The organism is Peribacillus sp. NPDC097895 (assembly GCF_050277555.1).
Taxonomy (GTDB): domain Bacteria; phylum Bacillota; class Bacilli; order Bacillales; family DSM-1321; genus Peribacillus.
In genome coordinates, this window is record NZ_JBNNSH010000004.1 from 104,516 (window position 1) to 127,475 (window position 22,960).

24 protein-coding genes are annotated in these 22,960 nt (G+C 37.7%); 17 read left to right on the forward strand and 7 right to left on the reverse strand.

What is annotated here, in order from left to right; translation table 11 throughout:
* Window positions 1–206: 206 nt before the first annotated feature.
* The 7 genes from ACQKMH_RS19620 (at window position 207) to ACQKMH_RS19650 (ending at window position 7,444) form a co-directional block, all read left to right on the forward strand.
* Entirely contained in the window at window positions 207–1,004 is a 798-nt protein-coding gene (locus ACQKMH_RS19620; RefSeq protein ID WP_427589096.1) for a 2-keto-4-pentenoate hydratase, read from the forward strand.
* A gap of 26 nt (window positions 1,005–1,030) precedes the next feature.
* Window positions 1,031–1,915 carry an acetaldehyde dehydrogenase (acetylating) gene (locus tag ACQKMH_RS19625; RefSeq protein ID WP_427589097.1) on the forward strand — a complete coding sequence of 295 codons (885 nt, stop codon included), beginning with the start codon at window positions 1,031–1,033 and terminating at the stop codon, window positions 1,913–1,915.
* Window positions 1,916–1,927: 12 nt separating this feature from the next.
* A complete protein-coding gene (gene dmpG, locus ACQKMH_RS19630; protein ID WP_427589098.1) occupies window positions 1,928–2,956 on the forward strand; it encodes a 4-hydroxy-2-oxovalerate aldolase in 1,029 nt (342 codons plus the stop codon).
* 134 nt (window positions 2,957–3,090) lie between these two features.
* On the forward strand, window positions 3,091–4,050 hold the full coding sequence (gene hpaD, locus ACQKMH_RS19635) for a 3,4-dihydroxyphenylacetate 2,3-dioxygenase (RefSeq protein ID WP_427589099.1): 960 nt from the start codon (window positions 3,091–3,093) through the stop codon (window positions 4,048–4,050).
* 235 nt (window positions 4,051–4,285) lie between these two features.
* Window positions 4,286–5,152 carry an alpha/beta fold hydrolase gene (locus tag ACQKMH_RS19640; RefSeq protein WP_427589100.1) on the forward strand — a complete coding sequence of 289 codons (867 nt, stop codon included), beginning with the start codon at window positions 4,286–4,288 and terminating at the stop codon, window positions 5,150–5,152.
* Between the two features lie 293 nt (window positions 5,153–5,445).
* Window positions 5,446–6,756, forward strand: coding sequence for an MFS transporter (locus ACQKMH_RS19645; protein ID WP_427589101.1), 1,311 nt, complete (start codon window positions 5,446–5,448; stop codon window positions 6,754–6,756).
* A gap of 460 nt (window positions 6,757–7,216) precedes the next feature.
* A complete protein-coding gene (locus ACQKMH_RS19650) occupies window positions 7,217–7,444 on the forward strand; it encodes a hypothetical protein (protein WP_427589102.1) in 228 nt (75 codons plus the stop codon).
* Window positions 7,445–7,773: 329 nt separating this feature from the next.
* Here the strand turns inward: ACQKMH_RS19650 and ACQKMH_RS19655 are convergent, their stop codons facing one another.
* A complete protein-coding gene (locus tag ACQKMH_RS19655) occupies window positions 7,774–8,328 on the reverse strand; it encodes a helix-turn-helix domain-containing protein (protein WP_427589103.1) in 555 nt (184 codons plus the stop codon).
* 110 nt (window positions 8,329–8,438) lie between these two features.
* Between ACQKMH_RS19655 and ACQKMH_RS19660 the strand changes: the two genes are divergently transcribed.
* Window positions 8,439–9,026 (forward strand): LysE family transporter, encoded by a 588-nt coding sequence (locus tag ACQKMH_RS19660; RefSeq protein ID WP_427589104.1) that lies wholly within the window; start codon window positions 8,439–8,441, stop codon window positions 9,024–9,026.
* 343 nt (window positions 9,027–9,369) lie between these two features.
* On the opposite strand, the gene ACQKMH_RS19665 is transcribed toward ACQKMH_RS19660, so the two are convergent.
* Entirely contained in the window at window positions 9,370–10,068 is a 699-nt protein-coding gene (locus ACQKMH_RS19665; protein ID WP_427589105.1) for a hypothetical protein, read from the reverse strand.
* Between the two features lie 113 nt (window positions 10,069–10,181).
* Entirely contained in the window at window positions 10,182–10,343 is a 162-nt protein-coding gene (locus tag ACQKMH_RS19670) for a hypothetical protein (RefSeq protein ID WP_230159568.1), read from the reverse strand.
* Window positions 10,344–10,612: 269 nt separating this feature from the next.
* Between ACQKMH_RS19670 and ACQKMH_RS19675 the strand changes: the two genes are divergently transcribed.
* Window positions 10,613–11,347, forward strand: coding sequence for an alpha/beta fold hydrolase (locus ACQKMH_RS19675; protein WP_427589106.1), 735 nt, complete (start codon window positions 10,613–10,615; stop codon window positions 11,345–11,347).
* A gap of 308 nt (window positions 11,348–11,655) precedes the next feature.
* On the opposite strand, the gene ACQKMH_RS19680 is transcribed toward ACQKMH_RS19675, so the two are convergent.
* The 3 genes from ACQKMH_RS19680 to ACQKMH_RS19690 form a co-directional block, all read right to left on the reverse strand.
* On the reverse strand, window positions 11,656–11,952 hold the full coding sequence (locus ACQKMH_RS19680) for a putative quinol monooxygenase (protein ID WP_427589107.1): 297 nt from the start codon (window positions 11,950–11,952) through the stop codon (window positions 11,656–11,658).
* Window positions 11,953–12,049: 97 nt separating this feature from the next.
* Window positions 12,050–12,691 (reverse strand): nitroreductase family protein, encoded by a 642-nt coding sequence (locus ACQKMH_RS19685; RefSeq protein WP_427589108.1) that lies wholly within the window; start codon window positions 12,689–12,691, stop codon window positions 12,050–12,052.
* 76 nt (window positions 12,692–12,767) lie between these two features.
* Window positions 12,768–13,196, reverse strand: coding sequence for a MarR family winged helix-turn-helix transcriptional regulator (locus ACQKMH_RS19690; RefSeq protein ID WP_427589109.1), 429 nt, complete (start codon window positions 13,194–13,196; stop codon window positions 12,768–12,770).
* Between the two features lie 449 nt (window positions 13,197–13,645).
* Here ACQKMH_RS19690 and ACQKMH_RS19695 point away from each other — a divergent pair, with 449 nt between their 5' ends.
* Window positions 13,646–14,287: an NAD(P)-dependent oxidoreductase gene (locus ACQKMH_RS19695; protein WP_427589110.1), complete on the forward strand. Its 642-nt coding sequence runs from the start codon at window positions 13,646–13,648 to the stop codon at window positions 14,285–14,287.
* A gap of 215 nt (window positions 14,288–14,502) precedes the next feature.
* On the opposite strand, the gene ACQKMH_RS19700 is transcribed toward ACQKMH_RS19695, so the two are convergent.
* On the reverse strand, window positions 14,503–15,135 hold the full coding sequence (locus tag ACQKMH_RS19700) for a YczE/YyaS/YitT family protein (protein ID WP_427589362.1): 633 nt from the start codon (window positions 15,133–15,135) through the stop codon (window positions 14,503–14,505).
* Between the two features lie 538 nt (window positions 15,136–15,673).
* Between ACQKMH_RS19700 and ACQKMH_RS19705 the strand changes: the two genes are divergently transcribed.
* The 7 genes from ACQKMH_RS19705 (at window position 15,674) to hisD (ending at window position 22,760) form a co-directional block, all read left to right on the forward strand.
* The gene (locus ACQKMH_RS19705) at window positions 15,674–16,699 is read left to right on the forward strand and encodes a LacI family DNA-binding transcriptional regulator (RefSeq protein WP_427589111.1); all 1,026 of its coding nucleotides are present in this window, start codon (window positions 15,674–15,676) and stop codon (window positions 16,697–16,699) included.
* A 253-nt stretch (window positions 16,700–16,952) separates the two neighbouring features.
* Entirely contained in the window at window positions 16,953–17,732 is a 780-nt protein-coding gene (locus ACQKMH_RS19710; RefSeq protein WP_427589112.1) for an SDR family NAD(P)-dependent oxidoreductase, read from the forward strand.
* 109 nt (window positions 17,733–17,841) lie between these two features.
* On the forward strand, window positions 17,842–18,465 hold the full coding sequence (locus ACQKMH_RS19715; RefSeq protein WP_427589113.1) for a cupin domain-containing protein: 624 nt from the start codon (window positions 17,842–17,844) through the stop codon (window positions 18,463–18,465).
* A gap of 2 nt (window positions 18,466–18,467) precedes the next feature.
* On the forward strand, window positions 18,468–19,163 hold the full coding sequence (locus ACQKMH_RS19720) for an alpha/beta fold hydrolase (protein WP_427589114.1): 696 nt from the start codon (window positions 18,468–18,470) through the stop codon (window positions 19,161–19,163).
* A gap of 92 nt (window positions 19,164–19,255) precedes the next feature.
* The gene (locus ACQKMH_RS19725) at window positions 19,256–20,032 is read left to right on the forward strand and encodes an HpcH/HpaI aldolase family protein (protein WP_427589115.1); all 777 of its coding nucleotides are present in this window, start codon (window positions 19,256–19,258) and stop codon (window positions 20,030–20,032) included.
* A 168-nt stretch (window positions 20,033–20,200) separates the two neighbouring features.
* Entirely contained in the window at window positions 20,201–21,442 is a 1,242-nt protein-coding gene (locus ACQKMH_RS19730; protein WP_427589116.1) for an ester cyclase, read from the forward strand.
* A gap of 64 nt (window positions 21,443–21,506) precedes the next feature.
* Window positions 21,507–22,760, forward strand: a complete 1,254-nt coding sequence (gene hisD / locus ACQKMH_RS19735) for a histidinol dehydrogenase (protein ID WP_427589117.1) — start codon at window positions 21,507–21,509, stop codon at window positions 22,758–22,760.
* Window positions 22,761–22,960 lie beyond the last annotated feature (200 nt).

Below are 22,960 nucleotides of genomic sequence, written 5' to 3' on the forward strand. Positions count from 1 at the left end.
ATACCGCGAACTATTAATCAAGATAAATTGGAATGAAACCGCTTAATTAAAGGGAGAAGCGATAGGTATATTCTGTTCAAATCGTTATCTTTATAAAAATATTTGCTGTTAGGAGTATATGGAAGGCGCTTCAGGGCTATAGAAGCATTTGACAATATCATCCGGGATTGTAGAGCAGGCGGGATATGTAGTAGAGGGGGATAACTTTGAGTTTAAATAATACCGATAAAAGTGTCGAGTTTTCTAAATATCTGGCCCAGGCAGAGCTGAATCGCGAAGGGGTTTCACCTCTCACTGAATTGGACCCCGATTTGACACTGGACGAAGCGTATCTTATTCAATTAAAAACCATTCAGAATAAAGTGGAGGCAGGACAAAAAATAGTAGGGAAGAAGATTGGGCTAACTTCAAAAGCTATGCAAAATCTTTTGGGAGTGGATCAGCCGGATTATGGTCATTTATTAGATGGAATGGCTATTAATAATGATGGGAAAATTCCACTAGAAAAAGTGATACAGCCAAAAGTAGAAGCGGAAATTGCTTTTATATTAAAAGATGACTTAACAGGGCCTAATGTAACGATTGAGGATGTATTGAATGCCACTGATTATGTAGTTCCTGCTTTAGAAATTGTAGATAGTAGAGTGAAAGACTGGAAAATTACATTGCAGGATACGATTGCCGATAATGCCTCTTCAGGCTTATACGTTCTCGGGGGAAAACCTCTTTCTGTTAAGGAGATTGATCTGATTCAAGAAGAGATGGTTTTTTATAAAAATGGAGAGGTCATGAATACAGGGGCAGGATTAGCGGCTCTAGGAAATCCAGTGACTTGTGTAGCTTGGCTGGCCAATAGAATGTTTAAATATGGTATTACTCTCAAGAAGGGAGAAATCATTCTTTCCGGCGCCCTTTCTGCCGCAGTTATTGGAAAGCCGGGAGATCATTTCCAAGCCCGCTTTACTAATTTAGGAGAAGTCAGTGTTCGTTTTTCTCAAAAATAATAAGGAATGTGTGAGGAGAGGAAAAGATGCCTAAAGTGAAAGTAGCCATTCTCGGGTCTGGAAATATCGGCACGGACCTGATGATGAAATTAGAAAGGTCAAACGAGTTGGAAGTAACGACCATGATTGGAATTGACCCAGATTCAGACGGGTTAAAAAGGGCGAAAGAAAAAGGATATAACGTGATTGATACCGGTTTAAAAGGGTTTCTTGAAACAAATCACGATGTTGAAATCGTGTTTGATGCAACGGCTGCAAGAGCGCATATTCGCCACGCAAAGATGTTGCGGGATGCGGGAATCATTGCGCTTGATTTAACACCGGCAGCAGTGGGTGAACTGATAGTGCCGTCAGTAAATTTAGAAGAACATATCGATAAAGATAACGTGAATTTAATTACATGCGGCGGGCAGGCAACGATTCCTATTGTCCATGCGATTAACCGTGTTAGTCCAGTTGATTATGCCGAAATCGTTGCAACGATTTCTAGTAATAGTGCAGGTCCTGGAACACGTGCGAATATCGATGAATTTACTGAAACAACGGCTAAAGGCATTGAAGCGATAGGCGGTGCTAAAAAAGGGAAAGCCATCATTATTTTAAATCCGGCTGAACCACCGATTTTGATGCGCGATACGGTTCATGTTTTAGTAGAAGAAGGCAGCATGAACGAAGCGGCTGTGATTCAATCGATTCAAGAGATGGTCCAATCTGTTCAATCTTATGTACCAGGTTATCTCTTGCGAACCGAACCGATTATTGAAGGAAATAAAGTAACAGTACTTATTGAGGTAGAAGGAGCAGGTGATTATTTGCCGAAATATTCTGGCAACCTCGATATTATGACGGCAGCAGCCGTGCGAGTGGCTGAAACATTTGCCAAAAAAAGACTTGCTAAAGAATCTGTCTAAGGAGGGATTAAGTTGGAAAATATTCGAGATATCATCTTAACAGAAGTTGCATTGCGCGATGGCAGTCATGCTGTTGCTCATCAATATACAGTGGAACAAGTATTGAATATTGCGAAAGGGCTAAATGCGGCAAATGTTCCTTACATTGAAGTAACACACGGTGACGGCCTTGCAGGTTCTTCTTTGCAATACGGATTTTCCCGCACAAATGAACTGGAGTTAATTGAAGCAGCTGTTTCTGTATGCGATACTTCGAAAATTGCTGTATTGCTGCTACCGGGGATCGGAACGGTAAAAGAATTAAAACAGGCAGCAAATCTTGGTGTAAAAATGGCTAGAGTTGCAACACATGTTACAGAAGCCGATGTATCAGCTCAACATATTGACGCTGCGAAAAATCTAGGTCTTGAAACAGTCGGCTTTCTGATGATGTCCCATATGGCGCCTGTTGCAAAGCTGATTGAACAAGCTAAGCTTATGGAAAGCTTTGGAGCGGATATCGTTTATATGGTTGATTCAGCTGGGGCACTTTTGCCGCACCAAGTGACAGAGCGTATTAAAACATTGAAAGAGCATGTGGGAGTTGAGATCGGCTTTCACGGTCACAATAATTTATCTCTTGCGATGGGTAATACGCTCGCAGCCATTGAAGCAGGGGCGACACGTATTGATGGAAGCATTCGCTGTCTAGGCGCTGGTGCTGGAAATACGCAAACAGAAGTGTTGGTTGCTGTTTTGGATCGCTTAGGCATTCAAACGGGCGTAGACTTGTATAAAATGATCGATCTTGCTGAAAACATCGTGGCCCCTATTTTGCCAAAACCACAGGAAATTACGAAAGATAGTCTTGTACTTGGGTATGCAGGCGTATATTCGAGCTTTTTATTGCATGCTCAGCGCGCTGCGAAAAAATATGACATCGATTCACGTGATATTTTAATAGAACTGGGACGTCGTAAAGTAGTTGGCGGTCAGGAAGATATGATTGTAGATGTCGCAGCGGAAATCGCTCAGAAAAGACAAGCGTCAATTGCATACTAATACTTAATAGATTATTAAGTATGTTTGCTTTCATACTAAATAAACATGTGTAAAACGATGAATTTAGTTGATTATAAAATTTTAGATAGTTAATAAACAAAAACCAAAATAATAGAATATGGGAGTGACGAAAAATGATTTTACGTTTAGGACAAATTGAGCTTTTTGTAACCGATTTAAATAAATCCAAGGAATTTTATGTAGATGTATTAGGCTTTATTGAAGTTGAAAGAACTGAAGATAGCTTATATTTAAAAGCTACAGATGAATTTGATAAATACTCTTTGATCTTAACTCAAAAACCAGTTGCAGCGTTAGGTAGCTTTGGATTAAGAGTTTCAACACCAGACTACTTAGAAGTATTAAAAAGAAAACATGATGAAGTAGGAATTAGAACAGAATTTTGTCTAGATAGTCCACATCCTGGTAAAGGACCTTCTTTAAAAGTAGCAGAACCAAACGGACATCCAGTAGAATTCTATCATTCTATGGAGCAAATCGATGTTAGTAATCAAAATGGTGGTGTGAAGGCACTTCCAATGCGTCATACTCACCTTCATAGAGGAATTCCGCCAATACGTATCGATCACATGAATTTACGTGTTCCTAATGTTGATAAAGCGCTTGAATACTGGAACGATGTACTTGGTTTCAGCACTTCAGAATATGTTCAAGGTAAAGATGGGAAATTTGCTGCATGGACTCGTGCGAAAACATCTACTCACGATGTAGCATTAGTTAAACACAAAGAAACAGCATTGCACCATATTGCTTATACAGTAGATGGGATTGCTGGCGTTGTAAGAACTGCAGACTTGTTAGCTGACGCAGGTTATAGAGACTCGGTTGAATACGGTCCAGGAAGACATGGAGTATCAAATGCATTCTTCTTATATGTAAGAGACCCAGATGGACATCGTATTGAAATTTACTCTGGAGATTATAACAGAGATACTGATTTAGCACCAATTGGCTGGACTCAAGAAGATTATGAGAAAAATGGTCGTTTATGGTGGGGTCCAACTGTACCAGAACGCTTCTTTGAGACAACTCCAGTTAATTCGGAGTGGATGAAATCTGTTATTCAAAGGTAATTAAACACGGTAGACATCTATTCGCAAGCATTAAATCATAGATTAATTGGTATTTGTCTAAGCAAATGATGTTAATGCCAGTAGGTTACGTACCCTTTATATACATATAACTACTTTGAGAAGGATTTTCGTTCTACTGGCTTAAACTGGTTCGCTTCCTATTAGTAGAATAGGATCTAATTTGATTCAACTTTAGATAGTGTTTTAATATTTTTTAGAAAAGGGAGAGATTGAGATGACAATTTGGACGGGCTTTGCTGATATGGAATTTAAACTTCATTATATTAATGCTAACGGAATAAAAACAAGAATTTTGGAAGCTGGTAAGGGAGATCCTCTAATTTTGCTTCATGGTACTGGGGGACATATTGAGGCGTATGCAAGGAATATTAGAGGTTTAAGTGAACATTTTCGAGTAATCTGTATTGATATGGTTGGACATGGATATACAGAAAAACCAAATCGACCTTATGGTATTGATTATTATAGTGATCATTTATTAGGGGTTATTCAGGCATTAAATTTATCGCAAGTGTTTATTTCAGGTGAATCATTAGGCGGTTGGGTAGCAGCTTGGTTTGCGGCATATCATCCGGAATATGTGAAAGCTTTGGTTTTAAATACCCCAGGAAATGTTAATAACAAGCCTGAAGTCATGCAAAAACTGAAAGAATCAACTGTAAAGGCAGTTGTTGAAGCTAATTATGAAAATGTAAAAGCAAGACTTGAATGGTTAATGTATGATAAAAGCCAGGTAACAGAAGAACTAATAGAAGCTCGGTATAATATCTATACACAACCAGATTATCAAGAAGCTGTTCATAATATCGTTTATCTTCAAGATATCGAAGCAAGAAAACAATACTCTTGGGATCCATCTTGGTGCGGCAAAATTAATGTTCCGACTTTGTTAGCATGGACTGACCATGATCCTACTTCAACTGTAGAAGAGGGAAAACCTCTTCAAGCAATGATTCCAAATAGTGAATTTACGGTCATTAAAGATGCAGGACATTGGCCGCAATGGGAACAAGTCGAAGAGTTTAACAACGTGTTAACTAATTTCTTATTGCAAGGTAGTGAAAAAGTGGCAGCGAAGTAAATCTTTAAATGATCCTGTAAAAACTGACAGTAAGCTCCCCCATCCTCAAGGTTTAGAAAGATTGAAGAAGCATAGGTGGGGGATGCTTATTACAAGACTGGATTGGTTCCAATAGTTACCTGACAATCTCCAAAAAGTGTTTAAGAAGTTTTTTTCATTATGTTACACAATAGTCTTATTAAATTCAGAACATATTTTACCTCTAACAGATGTATATAGACATTTTTAACGTAAGAACTAGGTCACTTTTTTTTCGTTTTATAAACAAAAGGTTCAATAAAGGAGGGCATTTTATGGTGCAAAAGAAAGTACAAGGTGTGGGAGCGTTAAAAAGAGTGTGGGTTGTGATTTTCCTTTTATTCTTATTAACTGTAATTAGTAATGCAGATAAGGCAATCATTGGATTTGCCTCTGTTCCAATCATGGATGAATTAGGATTGTCGCCAGAGCAATGGGGAATGGTAGGTAGTGTTTTTTTCTTATTATATTCGATTTCGGCAGTAACAGGTGGTGCACTCGCTGATCGGTTTGGAACAAGAATAGTAATAGCTGGTATGGTGGCAGTTTGGTCTCTTGTTCAGTTCTCAACTATATTTGTGACTAGCTTTTGGTATTTGTTGATTACTAGAATCATTTTAGGGGCAGGTGAAGGACCTTCCTATTCTTTAGCTATGACTGCAGCATCCAAATGGCTCCCAAAAGAAAAACTTGGAATAGGCTTAACGCTGGTATCAGTTGGTGGTCCTCTTGGAGTAGCAATATCAGCCCCGATTTTAATGCATCTTATTTTAACTTATGGATGGCGTTCAGCTTTTGTAACTACTGGAATAGTTGGTGCAATTTGGATTTCATGTTGGTTGTGGTTAGTAAAAGAAAAAAATAATTTGAAAAATGAATCTTCCGTGACAAAAGACGCTTTTGACTCATCTACAAACCTCTCAGAATCAAAATTCTCATCTATATTGCTTTCTAAAAATTTCATCTTAATTGCTTTGTGCGGCTTTGCTACATATTGGTCATTTACTATTGGTCTAAACTGGCTACCTAATTATCTTGGAAACGTTCGCCGATTAAGCGCAGAACAATTACAAATAGTTGTAGCATTACCTTGGATTCTCATTACCATTTCACAGATTGTATTCTCTGCAATTTCTGACCGGCTGTATCGTAAAACTAAAAGTGTTGTTAGGGCTCGGGTTTTCGTTCTTGGACCTGTCATGTTGGCGGGAGCGGTCTGCTACTTTTTTGGAACGATTGTAAGCTCAAACTTTATGGCCATTACTTTTCTGTCACTCGGGTTGACTTTTGGATGTATTACATTAGTTCAAGGACCAGCAATATTAGTGGATCTCGTTTCTAAAAAACACCAAGGTAAAATCCAAGGTTGGTTTATGGCCTTTACTTCATTAGGGGGTATTGCTGGACCATACGTTACAGGTTTTCTTGTTGAAAATTCTTCAAATCCAATGACAGGTTTTCATTACTCTTTTCAGCTTTGTGCATTAGTTCTTCTTGTTTTTGGAGGACTGGTATGGGTTGCTGTACGCCCGAAAAAACTTGAAAATACACCAAATATATTATTACCTAAAAATATACAAAGTTAAGTAAAACGCTGGAGTACCATTTTATTTTAAGCAAAAACATCGAAAAAAAATGAATGCGCTTTCAAATGTTCGAAATGAAGATGAATTTATTCGTATTAACTTCCGATAATCTCCTTGTTGTTGGAGTGGATATTCCCCAACAATTACATGTGGCCAGAACCTTGAATTTCCGTGTTATTCATCACAAGTATCTTGGTAGCTAAGTTAAGAAACCCTTCCATTGGACTTTAGAAGTTGGAGCTAAACTGATAAAAAGAGGCTGCAGTAACGAAATAGTTTCAGGATAAGTAAAGATCTTAAATTGATTAAACCGTAACTTTGGAGGAGGAGTATTAGATATGTCATATAGTAAGAAAATAGCCCTTCGTTTTTTGATTTGGGCAGGTTGAGTGAAAAAAGTGAATAAACAATCATATAAGGTCCATTCTATATACAAGAATGATAAAAAGGAGATTACATCGTGAAGCCATATGAAATAAAAAATATGATTATTGATGACGATTTTGATGGTGAAGAAACGGTTACAGCTGATTTTACTCACAATTATAAAGATTATAGCGTTACTTTAAAAAAAGCAGATCTTGAAATACTAAATACATGGGTTTTTGAGGATGGTTCATCTCTTCCAGCAAATTTATCAGGTACTATCATTGAATCAATAAGGGAAGATATTAAAAAGAGAATCTAGTCATATGTACTTGATCTTTTTTGAAGTCATTTTCTTGATCGAAGAAGAATTTAGCTTAGTTTATATTGATGATAAAAAATAATGAGGTAGGAAAAAGTGATTGAAAAATCAAAGAAGAAAAAAGACTGAAGGCAAAAGAGGTTCTATCTAAATTTATAACCAAGTTGATTGAAGTGGGTGTGCGAGGCCCCCGGAGACCGCCCGCGGAAAGCGAGTGCCCACGTTACAATCAACGGTCAAATGTGAAAAGCCTAAAAAAGATTGTAGACAAACTCAATTAATATCGAGTTTGTCTACAATATAACCCCGTTAACTTATAACGGGGTTTTTTAAGTTGGATAATATAAGATCATGCTCAATCGAGTTAATGATTCCCCTGAATTGAGATAGGAGTGGGGCTTGTCTGCCTTGAATCTGATAGAATCACCATTTTTTATAGTGTATTCCTTGTCATTTACTCGTACAGTTAGTTCCCCTTCAAAAACAGTTAGGAATTCTTCAGTTCCCTCTCTGTGCGAATCCGCGCTTAGAAATCCACCTTCATCTATCTCGATCGAATAAACTTCAAAGCGTTTATCATCTTCGAAGGGAAAATAGGGGTAGACTCGATATTTTCCGTTGTCCTCAGATAATGTTTGAATATCACTTCGGTGAACAACTTTTGTATCTGGCTGCGGATTATTTATAAGGGAAGAAAAAGAAATTTTCAAGCCATTTGCAATTTTCCAGATTGTTGTAATAGTGGGACTCGACTCTCCTCTTTCAATTTGACCAATCATCGTTTTACTTACGCCACTCAACTCTGCAACCCTTTCAAGACTCAATTTTTTACTTTCTCTAAAGGCTTTTAAGTTTTTTGCAAGGATAAGATTTATTTCCTCCATAAATACACTCCCCTATATACAATATAACGATCGTATTGTACAATAAAAAGTAAGTCGTTATACTATTCGTTTTAGTCATTATAACATACATTAAAGAAAGAGGGTTCAACATGCCATTATTCACGTTTTTGCTATATGTTTTTGTCACTAGTTTTACCCCTGGTCCCAATAATATTATGGCAATGCTTTTTGCTAACAAATACGGGTTTAAAAAGACACTTAAATTCTGTTTAGGAGTAGGTGCAGGTTTCTTTGTAATCATGTTATTGTCTAGTTATTTTAATCTTTTGCTTAAAAATTTCATTCCTAAAATTGAATTTATTATGACAATCCTAGCTGCAATCTATATGTTGTATCTGGCTACAAAAATTATAATGAGCAGTAAAAATAAGGATAAAGACGAAGATGGAGATAAAAATAACCGTTTTCTTTCAGGAATGCTTTTACAATTCGTAAATCCGAAAGGTATTTTATATGGGATAACAGCAGTATCAACCTTTATCATTCCTTATCACACTTCAAATATCAGTTTACTGTGTTTCTCTATATTTCTGGCTTTCGTTGGCTTTCTTAGTACCATGAGTTGGAGTGTATTTGGTTCACTGTTTCAAAGGTTCCTTAAAAAGTATAGAAGTCAGTTTAATATAGTTATGGCTTTGTTATTGGTGTATAGTGCCATTTCGATTCTTGTAGAATAAAATAGCTTTTTTGTTAAACTGGTGCTTTTCTTTAATGCTTTGTATGTATCCCTTTTGCCCAAACAATCTTTAAAGAATACGAGATTTGATACAGTGCAATTACGGGGTTGCTGTGACAGCCCATATCGGATATAAGAAAGATAACGGAGAGAAAGTAACTAACTTTAGCAGATATTAGTGAAATCTAATTATGGATAGAGGACTTGCTAAGAGGTACTATCTCTGAATCATTTTTACCCTTATAAGTTCAATATATAATAGAAGAAACTCGACGAAAAGAAGCCTTTGGTTCAACTAGAGGCTTCTTTTTGATCACTTCCATTACTTTAATGAGTATCGACTTTTATTTTACGCTTTTTCCTTGTATCTCTAAGGAATTTTCTTTTTGTGGGAAGTGGGGATCTAGCTTGTAGTTTGTAAGCCATAGTAAACATAGAAAAATTAACTCAAATGCATTCGTAACAGCCGAACTCTCTAGTGGAATCGGGATAGCACTTCCAACAATCATGACAAGGACTCCTAAAAGCATCCAAATCCAACGTGTTCTCACATAAATGTTGAGGCTGATTACTAAAAGGGTAAAGGTTACAATAAGCACCATGAGAGGGGGGCCAGAAGATTCCATACTAACATATCTTAAAACGCCATACTTGTAGACAGGTACAAATGTCTTATGCATATTTATAATGAATTCATAGATGATAAGCCCCACCGTAAGAAAAAAGAAAAAATAGGATGCTATGTTTTTTTCTGAAAAAGGAATATGTACCCTCTTTGCCATCCCCCACCCAAACAAGATCAATGTGGGAGTGATAAAACCATGACTCCAGAAACGAGATGCATTTAACATTTCTAACAAAGGGCCATCACCTATAAATTTTCCTGAGGCAATTATTAAGTTATCCACGATGAGCCCGAAAGTAATTAAGAGGAGAAAGCTTGAAGACGATAAAAAACTACGATCCTGCCGAATGAACAACATTCCCGTTATAAAAAGAATAATGTAAATGAATGAATAACAAAAATAGAGAATAGTATCCAAGTACATCCCCCCAATTATGTTTTTATCATTATAAAATACATCAAAACAAGTCACAAGAAATAACTGTAAATGAGACAGGAAGGAGTATCGATGTCAGGCATCATAGGTGCTTACTAGGTCCAATGGGTCACTTCATATATTGATTTCCCTGGAAACTTACTGGTCTGTATCGCATGTATCACATAGCTTGGACCGAGCACAATTACGACTGCTATCACGCAAATAGGCGTTTTAGAATTTTTGGAGCTGCCACCGCTTGTTTCTGTCTCCATCATTATTACGCTCTTTCTAGATGCCTTGATTCTTGTTATGATCATATATAAATAGTCACTCGTGACTAATGTGCTCATTCTAAGTAGATATGATTATCCGTCAGCAAAAGGGAGGAAAATGACAAAAACATTAAAATGTATTAGGAAGGAAATGTTAGTTCGTTTTATCCAAACAGAAAAAGAATTTTCGGAAAGGCGAAAAAACAAGACTACTATCAATTTTGTTTAGTCATCGTACACCAAGAGATAAGTTTTAGGAATAGAGGTATAGCATGAAGAAGACTATTAAATACGGTCTTATTAGTATCATTGCATTAATGGTTATCGCATTCGGCGGCTTTTACATTTGGTCGGAGCAAACATATAAACCATCCGATGAATTGTATTCGTTAGTTGGGAAGGGGAATATAACAAAGGATAATGGGTTTGTCACATTCCAACCAACCAAAAGCAAGAAAAAGGGCATTGTCCTGTATCCAGGTGCTAAGGTAGAGCCGGAAGCATACAGCTATTATGCAAAGGAATTAGCGAAAGATGGATATACAGTAGTTATTCCAGATGTGAGGTTCAACTTCGCTTTGTTTGATAAAAACAAAGCTAAAAAAGCAAAAAATGAATATCCATCTGTGGAGAAGTGGTACGTTGGCGGACACTCGTTAGGAGGAGTAGCTGCGGCCGCATATGCGTATGAGAATCCGAGAGAAGTGGAAGGGATTATCTTCCTCGGTTCTTACCCGAGTGACTCTAATGACTTTTCGAAAACGAAAGTTCCTATGCTATCGTTATATGCAGAATATGATGGACTGTCCAAAGTAGAGAAAATCGAGGAGACAAAGCATTTATTGTCTAAAGAGGCAAATATGCATAAGATAGCGGGGGGAAACCACGCCCAATTTGGCCTATACGGAAAGCAAAAAGGAGATAATGAAGCGACTATTTCAGCTAAGGAACAACAAGAAGAAATGATTGTCGTCACAAAAAAGTGGCTTCATGGAAATGGGGAGTAAGTAAGATTCTACATGAGCCTTGAGAGAAAAACAGGGGACTAAAGGAATTGGTTGAGGCAGGAAAAGTCAGCTATAAAGGCTGAAAATCGTAAACTCAATCAATAATAGTTTCAGAAAATTGATTATGAACAACTGGGCGACCTTCTTAAGTAAGAAGGCGTCTATTTTGGTATGTAGTGTTTATCCAAATCCGGGAGCTGTATTACTGGTAATTGTCTATTAAGAAAAGACACTTTTAATCGGGATTAAATAAACAAGGGTTACAGCTTGAGCTGCAACCCTTGTAAGAATTCGATATAGTTTTTATCTTATAAGCTTAAAGGTTGTCCATCATATGCTTTAACATCTAATGGCGCAGTGAGGAATTCTTTAGCTTTTCCAACAAACGAGGTGAAGTGCTCACTTGAATTATGGCTTGCTACCGCTTGTTTATCTTGCCAAATTTCAACCATTGTAAATTGATTGTCTTTCTCTGTAGCCTTGTGTAGGTTGTAAGAAACATTTCCGCTTTCCGCTCTTGAAGCTTCAATTAGTGGTTGAATCTCCTCTAGAAATGCATCTTGTTTTGCTGGGTTAATATTGAATACGGCATGAATGATAATCATTAAACGTCATCCTCTCTTTTGCTAAGCATCAAATTAATTATTTAAAGAAAGTAAAAATAACATACTTGTAAATATAGTGAATGGATTTATTAATAAATTACTTCCATTGAGCGACTTTATTAATTGGAAGACGAACAGATTGATGACCATTATCAGCTGCTTTACCGATTGAAATTAGCATGACTGGTACGTAGCGATCTTTTTCTAATCCAAAAGCTTCTGCAATTTTGTCTTTTTCATAGCCGCCAATAGCATTCGTATCATAGCCATAAGCACGTGCAGCAAGCATAAGTTGCATGGATACAAGACCGCCATCAACTAGAACGACGTCTTTCATCTGTTCATTAGTGATGTTTTCGAAATATCCAGCAAATGAGGCTAATATTCCTTCTTTTACATCTAAAGGCATATACCCCAGCTCTACAGCTTTACCGTAGATTTCTTCAGCGTTCTCAAAATTTTTCAAATCACCAAATACAGCAATTACAGCGGAAGACGTTTCGACCTGATTTTGGTTGAAGCGTGCAAGAGGTGCAAGTGTTGCTTTTGCCTCAGGACTTTCAATTACAAGGAATCGCCATGGTTGCATATTGATTGAAGAAGGAGCTTGTGTTGCTAAGGTAAGTATTTCCTCCATTTCTTCTCTACTGATTTTTACGGATTGATCATAATTTTTTATGGACCGGCGTCCTGTAACAATTTCTTTGAAGTCATTTGTTAATTGTACTGTTGCAGTCATAGTTGAAGTCTCCTCTTTATATCTATAGTAGTATTATTTTTAGTTATGCTTATTTCAAATGGTAATGAAGCGAGAATTAAACCTGGCTTATATTTTTTTGTATGCGTGTCAGCATATCTGTTAACTCTTGACGTTCTTCTTCGTTAAAATCTTTTAGCATCAAAGAGACAAAACGAGCCTTTTCGGCTTGATAGGAAAAAATTTGTTTTCGGCCATGATCTGAAAGACAGACAAGTGTAAATCGATTATCCTCCGGATCTTTGCGTCTTACAATCATACCAGTCGCTTCAAGTTGTTTTAAATGCCGTGTAATCGCTGCACCGTCAATGTTGACCTCTTTTTGAAGAGCTGTTTGACTCATTTCATCAGCTTGATAAAGCTGATATAAGATATCATGTCTTGATTGACTGATGCCCATACAACTTTCGAATTTTGAACTTATCTGTTTGTTAAGGCAGTTCATTTTATATAAAATAAGAGATTCATTAGAACATGAATTTGTCAAGAAACACCCTCTTTTCGGTTAGTGAAAAATAGTTGATGGCTCAATAGTTGATGCGTCAATTAATATACTACAGACCAAATAATATAGCAAGCATTTATGTGGTGCAATATTTTTGCCTACAACTGTATCCCATTTCAGATGCACTAATTCATATACTTTTATGTTTTTCATTTAGCCTTTTTCTAATTCCTTTAACTTTATCCTTTTGAAATTCCAGGCACCAATCTTTCAAGCTCACTGATTCGATTTGTTTTTTACAAATGCACAGGGTACTGATTTTTCATTTACCTGTAATGAAGTTCAAGACATGTAAATCCCTTTCTTTCCTATTGGTTCTGTTTTTGTGACTATGTTATAAAAAAATGACTACTTACAAATATTTAGCTACTAAAATAAAATAAGAATATGCTTAAACATAATCTAAAAAAAATCATTTGGAGGAATTAATTGTGATAATTGGAATCATTGGTGCAAGTGGAAAAGTTGGAAGACTTATTACGAAAGAGGCAATTGATAGAGGTTATGAAGTAACAGCAATAGTGAGAAATGCTTCAAAAATCACAGATACAAATGTTAACGCTCTTGAGAAAGATATTTTTTCTCTTTCTGCATCAGACCTTAGATCATTTGACGTTGTTGTAAACACATTTAAAGCACAGGATGGGGAGGAACATCTATATGTTGAATCTGGAAAAGTCTTGGTTTCAGCTCTTAAAGAAGCTCCAGATACAAAATTAATCGTAGTGGGAGGTGCGGGAAGCCTCTTTGTTGATGAAGAAAAAACAACAAAACTTATGGACACACCTGATTTCCCTGATTTTGTATACCCAACTGCATCCAATGCGGCGAAACAACTTGAGGAATTACAAAATGCAGATTCGATTACATGGACTTATATCAGCCCTGCTGGTTTCTTTGACCCAGAAGGAAAAAGGACGGGTTCTTATCAAGTAGGAAAGGATCATGTCATCTTAAATAGTAAAGGGCAAAGTTATATTAGCTATGCTGACTATGCCATCGCAGTATTGGATGAAATTGAAAAGCCACAACATGTTAATGAAAGATTTACCATTGTCGGAGAAGCAGAATAAATGAAAGAGCTGTGATTTGTATGGATCACAGCTCTTCATTTTATACAGAAAAACGCTAAGCTAGAGGGAGGAGAACCACTTTGCGAAGATTGATTTACGAGTTTTTTAAATCCTATGTCTATAATAGGGTTGTTTACTGTATTTGTTACATATATCGTTATCTTGACTTTAGCGATTCTTTACCTTTGCATAGAGTAGCGAAATGGAATAGGTATTCATGTGATAACTTGAGAATCTTTGTGTTTGCGTTCGGCTGTTTGCAGAAGTTTTCTGAAAAAAGCTAAAGAATATTGAAAAACTGGGCTTTGAATAAACGTATAGATAAAGGTCATGACAAAAACGGGTCCTCCCAAGAAATAACCTGCAATGAGAACCAGGCTTTCTACGATGATCCTAGCCTGGCTAACCGATAACCGTGTCTTATCGGAAAGTGAAAGCATAAAACCATCTCTGGGACCGGCTCCAAGCCCAGCTGCTATGTATAAACCTCCACCCATTCCAGTAAGAACAATTCCAGCTAAAAGGATCAAATAGTCCATCCATGTATGTGAAGCATTGGGAAGAATATCAGACCACAAGAAAAAGTCCGTAATGGGACCAATTAACATGGCGTTCAGAACCGTGCCGATATTAATATATCGGCGGTCTGCCACAAAAGAAACTGCCATGAGAAGCAGACCGCATATTATGCCCCAAGTTCCTATTGTTAAACCATGTTGATCATACAATGCAACATTCAAAACATCCCATGGGTGTAAACCGAGGTATTTTACCTCAACAGCCATTGCGGTTCCCAAACCAAATAGAATCAGGCCAGAAAATAAAAAAAGGTAGCGGTATAAAACCATCATTGTATTCACCTCTCAAAATGTATATGTAATTTAGTGTTTGTCTGAGCTCAAAGATGCAAGATAAAGGAATAGAAAAATACGCCTGGAAGGGCGATGCTTTGTAAGTAAATCTCATACCTCATGTTTCTTATGGGAATATGATATACACGCTAGTAACAAGTTCTTTTTACACGATGGCAACCTTTTAGCCCTGTTGGCATCAACGAAAAAATATTGAGTGTAAATAAAGACAAATTGCTGCTTAATGAAGAGCCACAAGGTACGATCGTATAGATTTGGGAAAGAACTAGTATTATCAATATCTTAAGGTGCTTTCCATACTTGCAACATAATTTGTCAAAGAGAAAAACGACACAATGTTCGAATTATTGAGGTGTTCTGTTAAACAGTTTTTAATCAAAGTGAAATTTTGAATATTATGATATATTATAAAGGAATGAAATTCATAAATGTTTACTTTTGTATAAATTATATAAAAAAGTTAATTTAGTTTTTAAGGATAACAATTACTATATAGAGAAAGGAATAATGAAGTATGAAAAGAATAACAACAGAAGATGTGGCAAAAATAGCCGGTGTTTCACAGTCTACAGTCTCTAGGGTTTTAAATGATTATCCATATATGAAGAAAAGTACGCGTGATAAGGTTCTTGCTGTCATAAATGAGTTGGGATTCACAAGGGACGAAATTGCCAGAAGTCTTGTTGAAAAAAGAACCAAGTCAATAGGTTTAATAATAGGGAGCATTTCAAATCCATTCTTTGCCGAAACTGCGGAAGCCATCATAGAAAGAGCCCAGGAATTAAAATATGATGTAATCATATACAATACTGGACATAAAGATGAAAACTTGGAGCAGGCCATAAATTTATTGATAGGTAAACGCGTGGAGGGAATCATCTTAACAAGTGTTAGTAAAAACTATACTGAAAAAATCAAAAAACTACATGATAACGGATTTCCGGTATTATTATATAATAGTTTCCTGGATATCAAAGATGTTAACTTTATCGTAATGGATAATAATAAAGGGGCAAGGCTTGCTGTACAACACTTATTAAAATTAGGACATAAAAAAATAGCGAAAATATCTGGTCCTTCCAAGTACTTAGCGACTTATGAGCGTACCATAGGTTATAAACAAGAGCTGACGGAGAATGGATATGAAATTGATGAGGATTTAATATTCAATAGTGAATTTTCTTATGACCGGATTTATTCATTTACAAAAAAATTACTGAAAAAAAATGACAGACCCACTGCAATTCTTGCTGCATCAGATCAAATGGCACTCGCAGTTTTGGATGCAGCATCAAGCCTAAACCTGAAAGTCCCCGATGATTTGTCTGTTGTTGGGTTTGATAATATTAGGTTGGCTGCCAATGAATTTATTGGATTAACGACTATATCCCAACAAATGGACCAAATGTCGCTAACCGCTATAGAAAAACTAATTTATCTTATAGAAAATAAAGATGCCTCATCTTCATCCATTCAAGTTTTCCTTAAGCCTGAACTAATTGTTCGTAAAACAACAGGACCAGCCCCAATACGAACTTAAGGGTAATAAGACCGGTTTTGGAATGGACCTTATACGTTCCTTTACATTCCTAAAAAAGAAATCGGTCATTTTTCTATGATTACAAATAGGCATTTTATATTCAAAAAATTAATTTTACTATTTACAAAAGTCAGATAATTGTTTATATTTTTATTTGTAAGCGAGTAAAGGTACCTGATATTCGATTTTGAATACGTATTCAAAACAGAATGCTTAATCCCGGTATTCAAAAAATCTCCTCAAAGAGGTAAAGATGGGTGATGGGTTGGAAGTAAATCAATTATTTAATTTAAGCGGAAAAGTGGCTATCATTACAGGTGCAAGCAAAGGCATTGGTAAAGATTTGGCCAAATTACTTGCACAAGCTGGGGCTAATATTGCCTTGGTCGCACGTAATAAGGAGCAACTCGAAGAAGCTGCACATGAAATTGGACAAACAGGTGTAAAAGTATTACCCGTTTCTTTTGATTTAACAAAGGTAGAAGAAACAGCTATCATAATGGAAGGAATATACAAACATTTTGGCAAGATTGATATTTTAATAAATAACGCCGGAGTCAACGTGGCAAAACCAGCCGAAGAGTTGACCTCCCAAGATTGGGATAAAGTACTGGACATTAATTTGAAAAGTGCCTTTTTTACGAGCCAAGCTGCCGGAACGTATATGATCAACCAGAAAAAAGGAAAAATCATAAATATGTCTTCACAGATGGCATTTGTTGGTTATTACAAACGGGCTGCATACTCCTCCAGTAAAGGCGGACTTACACAGCTTACGAAGGCGCTTGCAATTGAGTGGGCGCCACATCAAATCAATGTCAATGCCATAGCTCCAACCTTTATTGAGACACCGATGACCAAGCCGATGTTTGAAGATGAAACCTTTAAACATGAAATATTAAGTAGAATTCCACTTGGCAGACTTGCTAAAACGGAGGACTTATTTGGCGGTGTGTTATATCTAGCATCACCATGTTCCGATATGATGACAGGTCAAACACTAGTAGTAGATGGCGGTTGGACTGTCTGGTGATTTTTTTGAATACGTATTCAAAGGTAGCCGTCTTTACCCTCTAGATAGAAGTGGCATAGAAAAAAATGAATGTAAAACACATTAGCAAACAAGGAAGGGGAAATTAAAAATGACAGTACAAGAGCCAAAAGTAAAAAAAGCGGTAACGAATGAGGAAATGGAAAATAATTGGATTGTTCGTTTTGATGAAATGAAAGCAAAAGGAATCCCGTTAATGTTCATTGATAGTATCATTCCAGGACATCAACGTATCAACTATACTTTAATAGGGGATACAGCAAGTGAAAATGATAATTTTACACCTGAAATTACGGAGCCGCATGGTTTTCAAATTGGAATGGTGAAAGCCCAGAAAGGAAACGGTCCTGCATACCATACGCATGATTACATTGAATCCTTCCTTCCTCTATCAGGAAAATGGCGTTTCTACTGGGGAAAGGGCCCAGATGAAATTGATGGCGAAACCATTATTGATCAATGGGACTTAATTTCATTACCACCAGGTTTATGGAGAGGCTTTGAAAATATCAGTGATGAAGATGCTTGGATCTTTGCCGTCCTTGAACAACATCAAGTATTTGATGGAAAAGACCCTTACTGGTCGCCAAAAGTGATAAAAGAGGCAGGTAAATATGGATTCCATGCCAATGAATTAGGAAAAATGATTAAACCTGATAACTTTGAAGGTCTTGAAAAGGAAATCGCCGATAAACTAAAAATGGGTGAAAAATAACAATGGATAAAGTACCGCTTATTTTGCTTCCGGGTTCGCTTTGTGATGAACGTCTATGGGAAAAGGTGAATGTATCAAAGCATGCTGAAGTAAAAGTCTGTGATGTGTCGAAGGCAGATACCATAGAAGGAATGGCGAAATCGGTATTGGAAAAGGCACCTGATAAGTTTGCACTGGCAGGCTTATCACTGGGTGGCATCATTTCTCTTGAGATGATGCGTCTTGCACCTGATCGGGTCATGAAATTAGCATTGCTTGATACAAATCCCAATCCTCCTAGCCTGGAACAAATCGCAGGCTGGGAGAGGTTCATTGATATGGAAAATAACGGTCAGTTTCTGGATATCACAATCAAGCATCTTCTACCTGTTTTAATTCACCCCGATCGTAGAAACGATGAAACATTAGCTTCAACGATCATCGATATGGCTAAAAAAATTGGAAGCGAAGGGTATATCAATCAGTTAAAAGCAGTGATGACACGTTCAGATCAACGTCCCATCCTTCAAACCATTTCCTGTCCGACTATGGTTTTGGTAGGAAATGAAGACAAGGTATGTCCTGTTCATATGTCTGAGTTTTTAACAAAAAACATTCCTTCAGCGAGACTTGAAGTCGTAAATCAATCAGGGCATTTGATAACGTTAGAACAGCCTGTAAAAGTAAGCAATTTATTGAGAGATTGGTTGAAGTCTTAATGTTTAGCCAATTGGGTGATCGATATTTCCAGTTGCGTTCATGATCGGATTGGATGAGAGATAGTCTTTAAATGAGAAAGAGAGGGAAGACGATGAAGAAGAATGCCATAAAGGAAAAAATAAAACGTGGGGATCAAGTTCTTGGTGTATTTTTAGGGATAAATGCACCACCTTTAGTAGAAATGCTTGGTTATGCTGGCTTTGACTTTGTCGTAATTGATGATGAGCATGGTGCATTCAGTCCTTCAGAGCTCGAAAATATGATCCGCACGGCGGATTCTGTTGGGCTTGTCCCAATTGTTCGAGTTTCATATGACCCTTCAAGTATTCAAAAGGCTTTAGACCGAGGAGCAAGTGGTGTACAAGTACCAATGATCAATACGAAAGAAGAGGCTCTTGACGTGGTGAATCGGGCTAAATTCCCACCATGTGGAAATAGAGGGGTGTCATATTCGACTAGACCTGCCCGTTACGGAAAAAATAGTGGAAAACCATATTTAGATGAGAGTAATGAAAATGTTATGATAATTGTGCATATTGAAACGCCAGAGGCAGCTAACAATTTTGAAGCCATTGCAACAGTTCCTGGAATTGATTTAGCATTCATCGGTTCCACAGACCTCTCCGTGAACATGGGATATCAGCTTGAAGGGGCGGGTCATCCTGAAGTGCAAAAGGTCATAAATGAACTGTTTAATAAAGGGGAAAAACTGGGTGTGCCAATTGGTACCGTTGCTGGAAATAGCGATGCCGCCAATAGCGCATTTGACAAAGGCGCCAAATATGTTGGGGTCATATTAAATAATGTGCTTACATCTGCATTAAGTGACGTTGTCTCATCAAGAAATGCGGCTCAATCATTTCAATGATTTTCTAAAGATTTCTAATATAATGGTATATTGCAGAGCAACCACAGGGGAATTCTTACTAAAGGCCAAATCTATTATTTTAAGGGTCTACCTTGAAATAAACGGTTTTTTAAATAGAGAGAGTTTATTATTAAAAAATAATTTCTGTACGAAAAAGGGATGGGTATAATGGTAGAAAAAAAGCTGGATTCAATCGATGTTACTTCAAGTGGAAACAAAGTAGATTCAAAAAAAGCAAATCGGACTGTCAAGAAATCAGCAAACTTCATCTTCTATGCTGACGCTGATGACGTTAATATGCTAGATACAAAAGATGACTATGACTATATGAATATAGAAGAAACGAAACAAAAGAAACAGAGGATGAACGGTTTTAACCCAGAATACAATAACATCGTTGATTATATTGTGAAAATCACACGGCAAATCTGGAAAGAGAAAGACATCGGGCTTATTTACGATACGTATAGCACAAGCATATCTGTTCATAAAGGTTTGATAAATAGTCATGGGGTCAACGAGGTCATTTCAGGCACGCTGCAAACATTGCATGCTTTTCCGGATCGGAAAGGGCTGGGATGGAGTGTAATCTGGTCAGGTGATGATGAAGCAGGATTTTTTACCTCACACCGAGGGCGGTCCGTTGCAACGAATCTTGGCGATAGTTTATATGGTCCAGCTACTGGAAAGAAAGTCATGTTCAGAACAAGCGCGGATTGCCTGATTTTGAATAATAAGATTTACGAAGAATGGCTTGTGATGGATACCTATCATCTTATCCAACAACTTGGATTGGATCCGGTCGAGTTCGCTAAAAAAATGGCTAAAAGCACTCAAAATCTTGCTCCTTCTATTCAATTCGGATTTAAAGAGACAGCAGAAATGGGGCTTCCTCCAAAACTATTCACTCCATCTTCTGATGAGTTCGAGATAGGGGAGTTCATGCAGCTTGTATTCAATCGAATTTGGGCTCGGCGCTCATTTAATTTTGTCCGGGAATATTATGAAGAAAATGCGGTCGTACATTATGTCTGCAACAAGGATGTAATCGGAGTTAGTGAAATTCAAGGAATGTTCATGAGCCTTTTTGCCTCCGTACCGAATGGAAAAGTGATTCTTGAAAGGGTAACTTGTAATAGACGCGGATCTGACAGTGATTGGGATGTAGCGGTACGCTGGAGGATACAAGGAGTGCACGAAGGAACAGGGTACTTCGGGGCCCCTAGCGGAAAAGCCATTGATATTGCTGGAATCAGCCACTATAAAATCCGTAATGAAAAAATTTCGGAGGAATGGTTATTGTTTGATGGGATGGAAGTGTTGCGTCAAATTTATTTGCCTGACGAATACGAATCACAACAAGATGGCGAATCCACAATGGATGATGGGAATTTTACCGGCGTATCATGATTGATCAGTTGACGGCTGTGCTGCAGCCGTCTCTTCACTAAAAAATGATTAGGGGGAAAATAGGATGGAATATATGAAGAAAGCGGATGTATTTGAACAGACCTCTTCACATGAAGTAGAACAAACCGTGAAGTCGATTATTGAAAATGTAAAAGCGGGCGGAGATGATGCCGTACGGGAATATGAGAAAAAATTTGGTGATTCCGATCGTCCGGTCCGGGTTAGTGAAGAGGAGATCGAGCGTTGTATCAGGACTCTTCCTGAAGAGGTAAAAGTGCTGATTGACCGAGTCGTGGAAAGAGTATCCGAATTTGCTAAAGCACAGTTGAGCTGCCTGACTCCATTCGAAAAGGATTTTGGCGAGGGGATTAGGATGGGTCATAGAATCGTACCGATCGAAAAGGTGGGGGCCTATGTTCCAGGCGGGAGATTCCCGTTATTATCATCAGGACCCATGGTCGTTGCTCCAGCAAAGGTAGCAGGAGCAAAAAGAATCGTTGCAGCAAGCCCGGCCAATTATGAAGGCGGCATCCATCCGGCAGTTTTATATGGCTTGCTCCGCTCTGGTGCTACAGACATTTTTGCAATTGGCGGGGCGCAGGCAATTGCCGCCATGGCATATGGAACCGAATCCATCCCAGAAGTGGATATCATCGCTGGACCAGGAAACCGGTTTGTAGCAGAAGCAAAACGTCAAGTGTTCGGCAAAGTGGGCATAGATCTCATTGCTGGACCTAGTGAAGTGATGGTTTTAGCTGATGATTCAGCGTCACCTACGAAAATAGCGGCTGATTTACTTGCCCAGGCTGAACACGATCCGTACGCACGGGCCATTCTTGTCACAACGTCCCGAGCAGTTGCCGAAGAAACGGAAAAAGAAATCGAAGGCTTTTTGAAAACCTTCTCACCATCTTCCCCTGCACACGAATCATGGGAAAAAAGAGGGGAAATCATCCATGCCGATTCATTACAAGAAGGACTGGATATTTGCAATGATTATGCCATTGAACATCTACATTTGCATATCAAAAATAGCCGTGATTTGATGGATAAACTAAATAACTATGGATCATTATTCCTTGATGAAGGCAGCTCCGTCGTTTTCTCTGACAAAGTCTCTGGAACGAACCATACATTGCCGACACAGAAGGCAGCAAGATATACCGGGGGACTTTGGGCAGGAAGTTATGTGAAAGTTATGACACATCAGGAAATCAGAGGCCAAGGCATTCAATTCCTGGCATCCCATGCGGAAGATCAATCAGAAATTGAAGGCTTGGAAGGCCATAAATTATCGGCAACTGTCAGGATGACATGAGTGTGCTCTTAATGATAGGAATTGCTGAAAACGCATTCAATTAAGGACATGCTTCTGGTGCAGCCGCCAGGAAGAAACGGATAATCCCATTCTGCCTGAAATTGGTGTCAGGTGGATGGGCTGTATCTGCAGATTAGATTTTAGCCCTGGAAAATATATGAGAATATGTGTAAACATTAATAGCATCGCCTTTCTGTAAT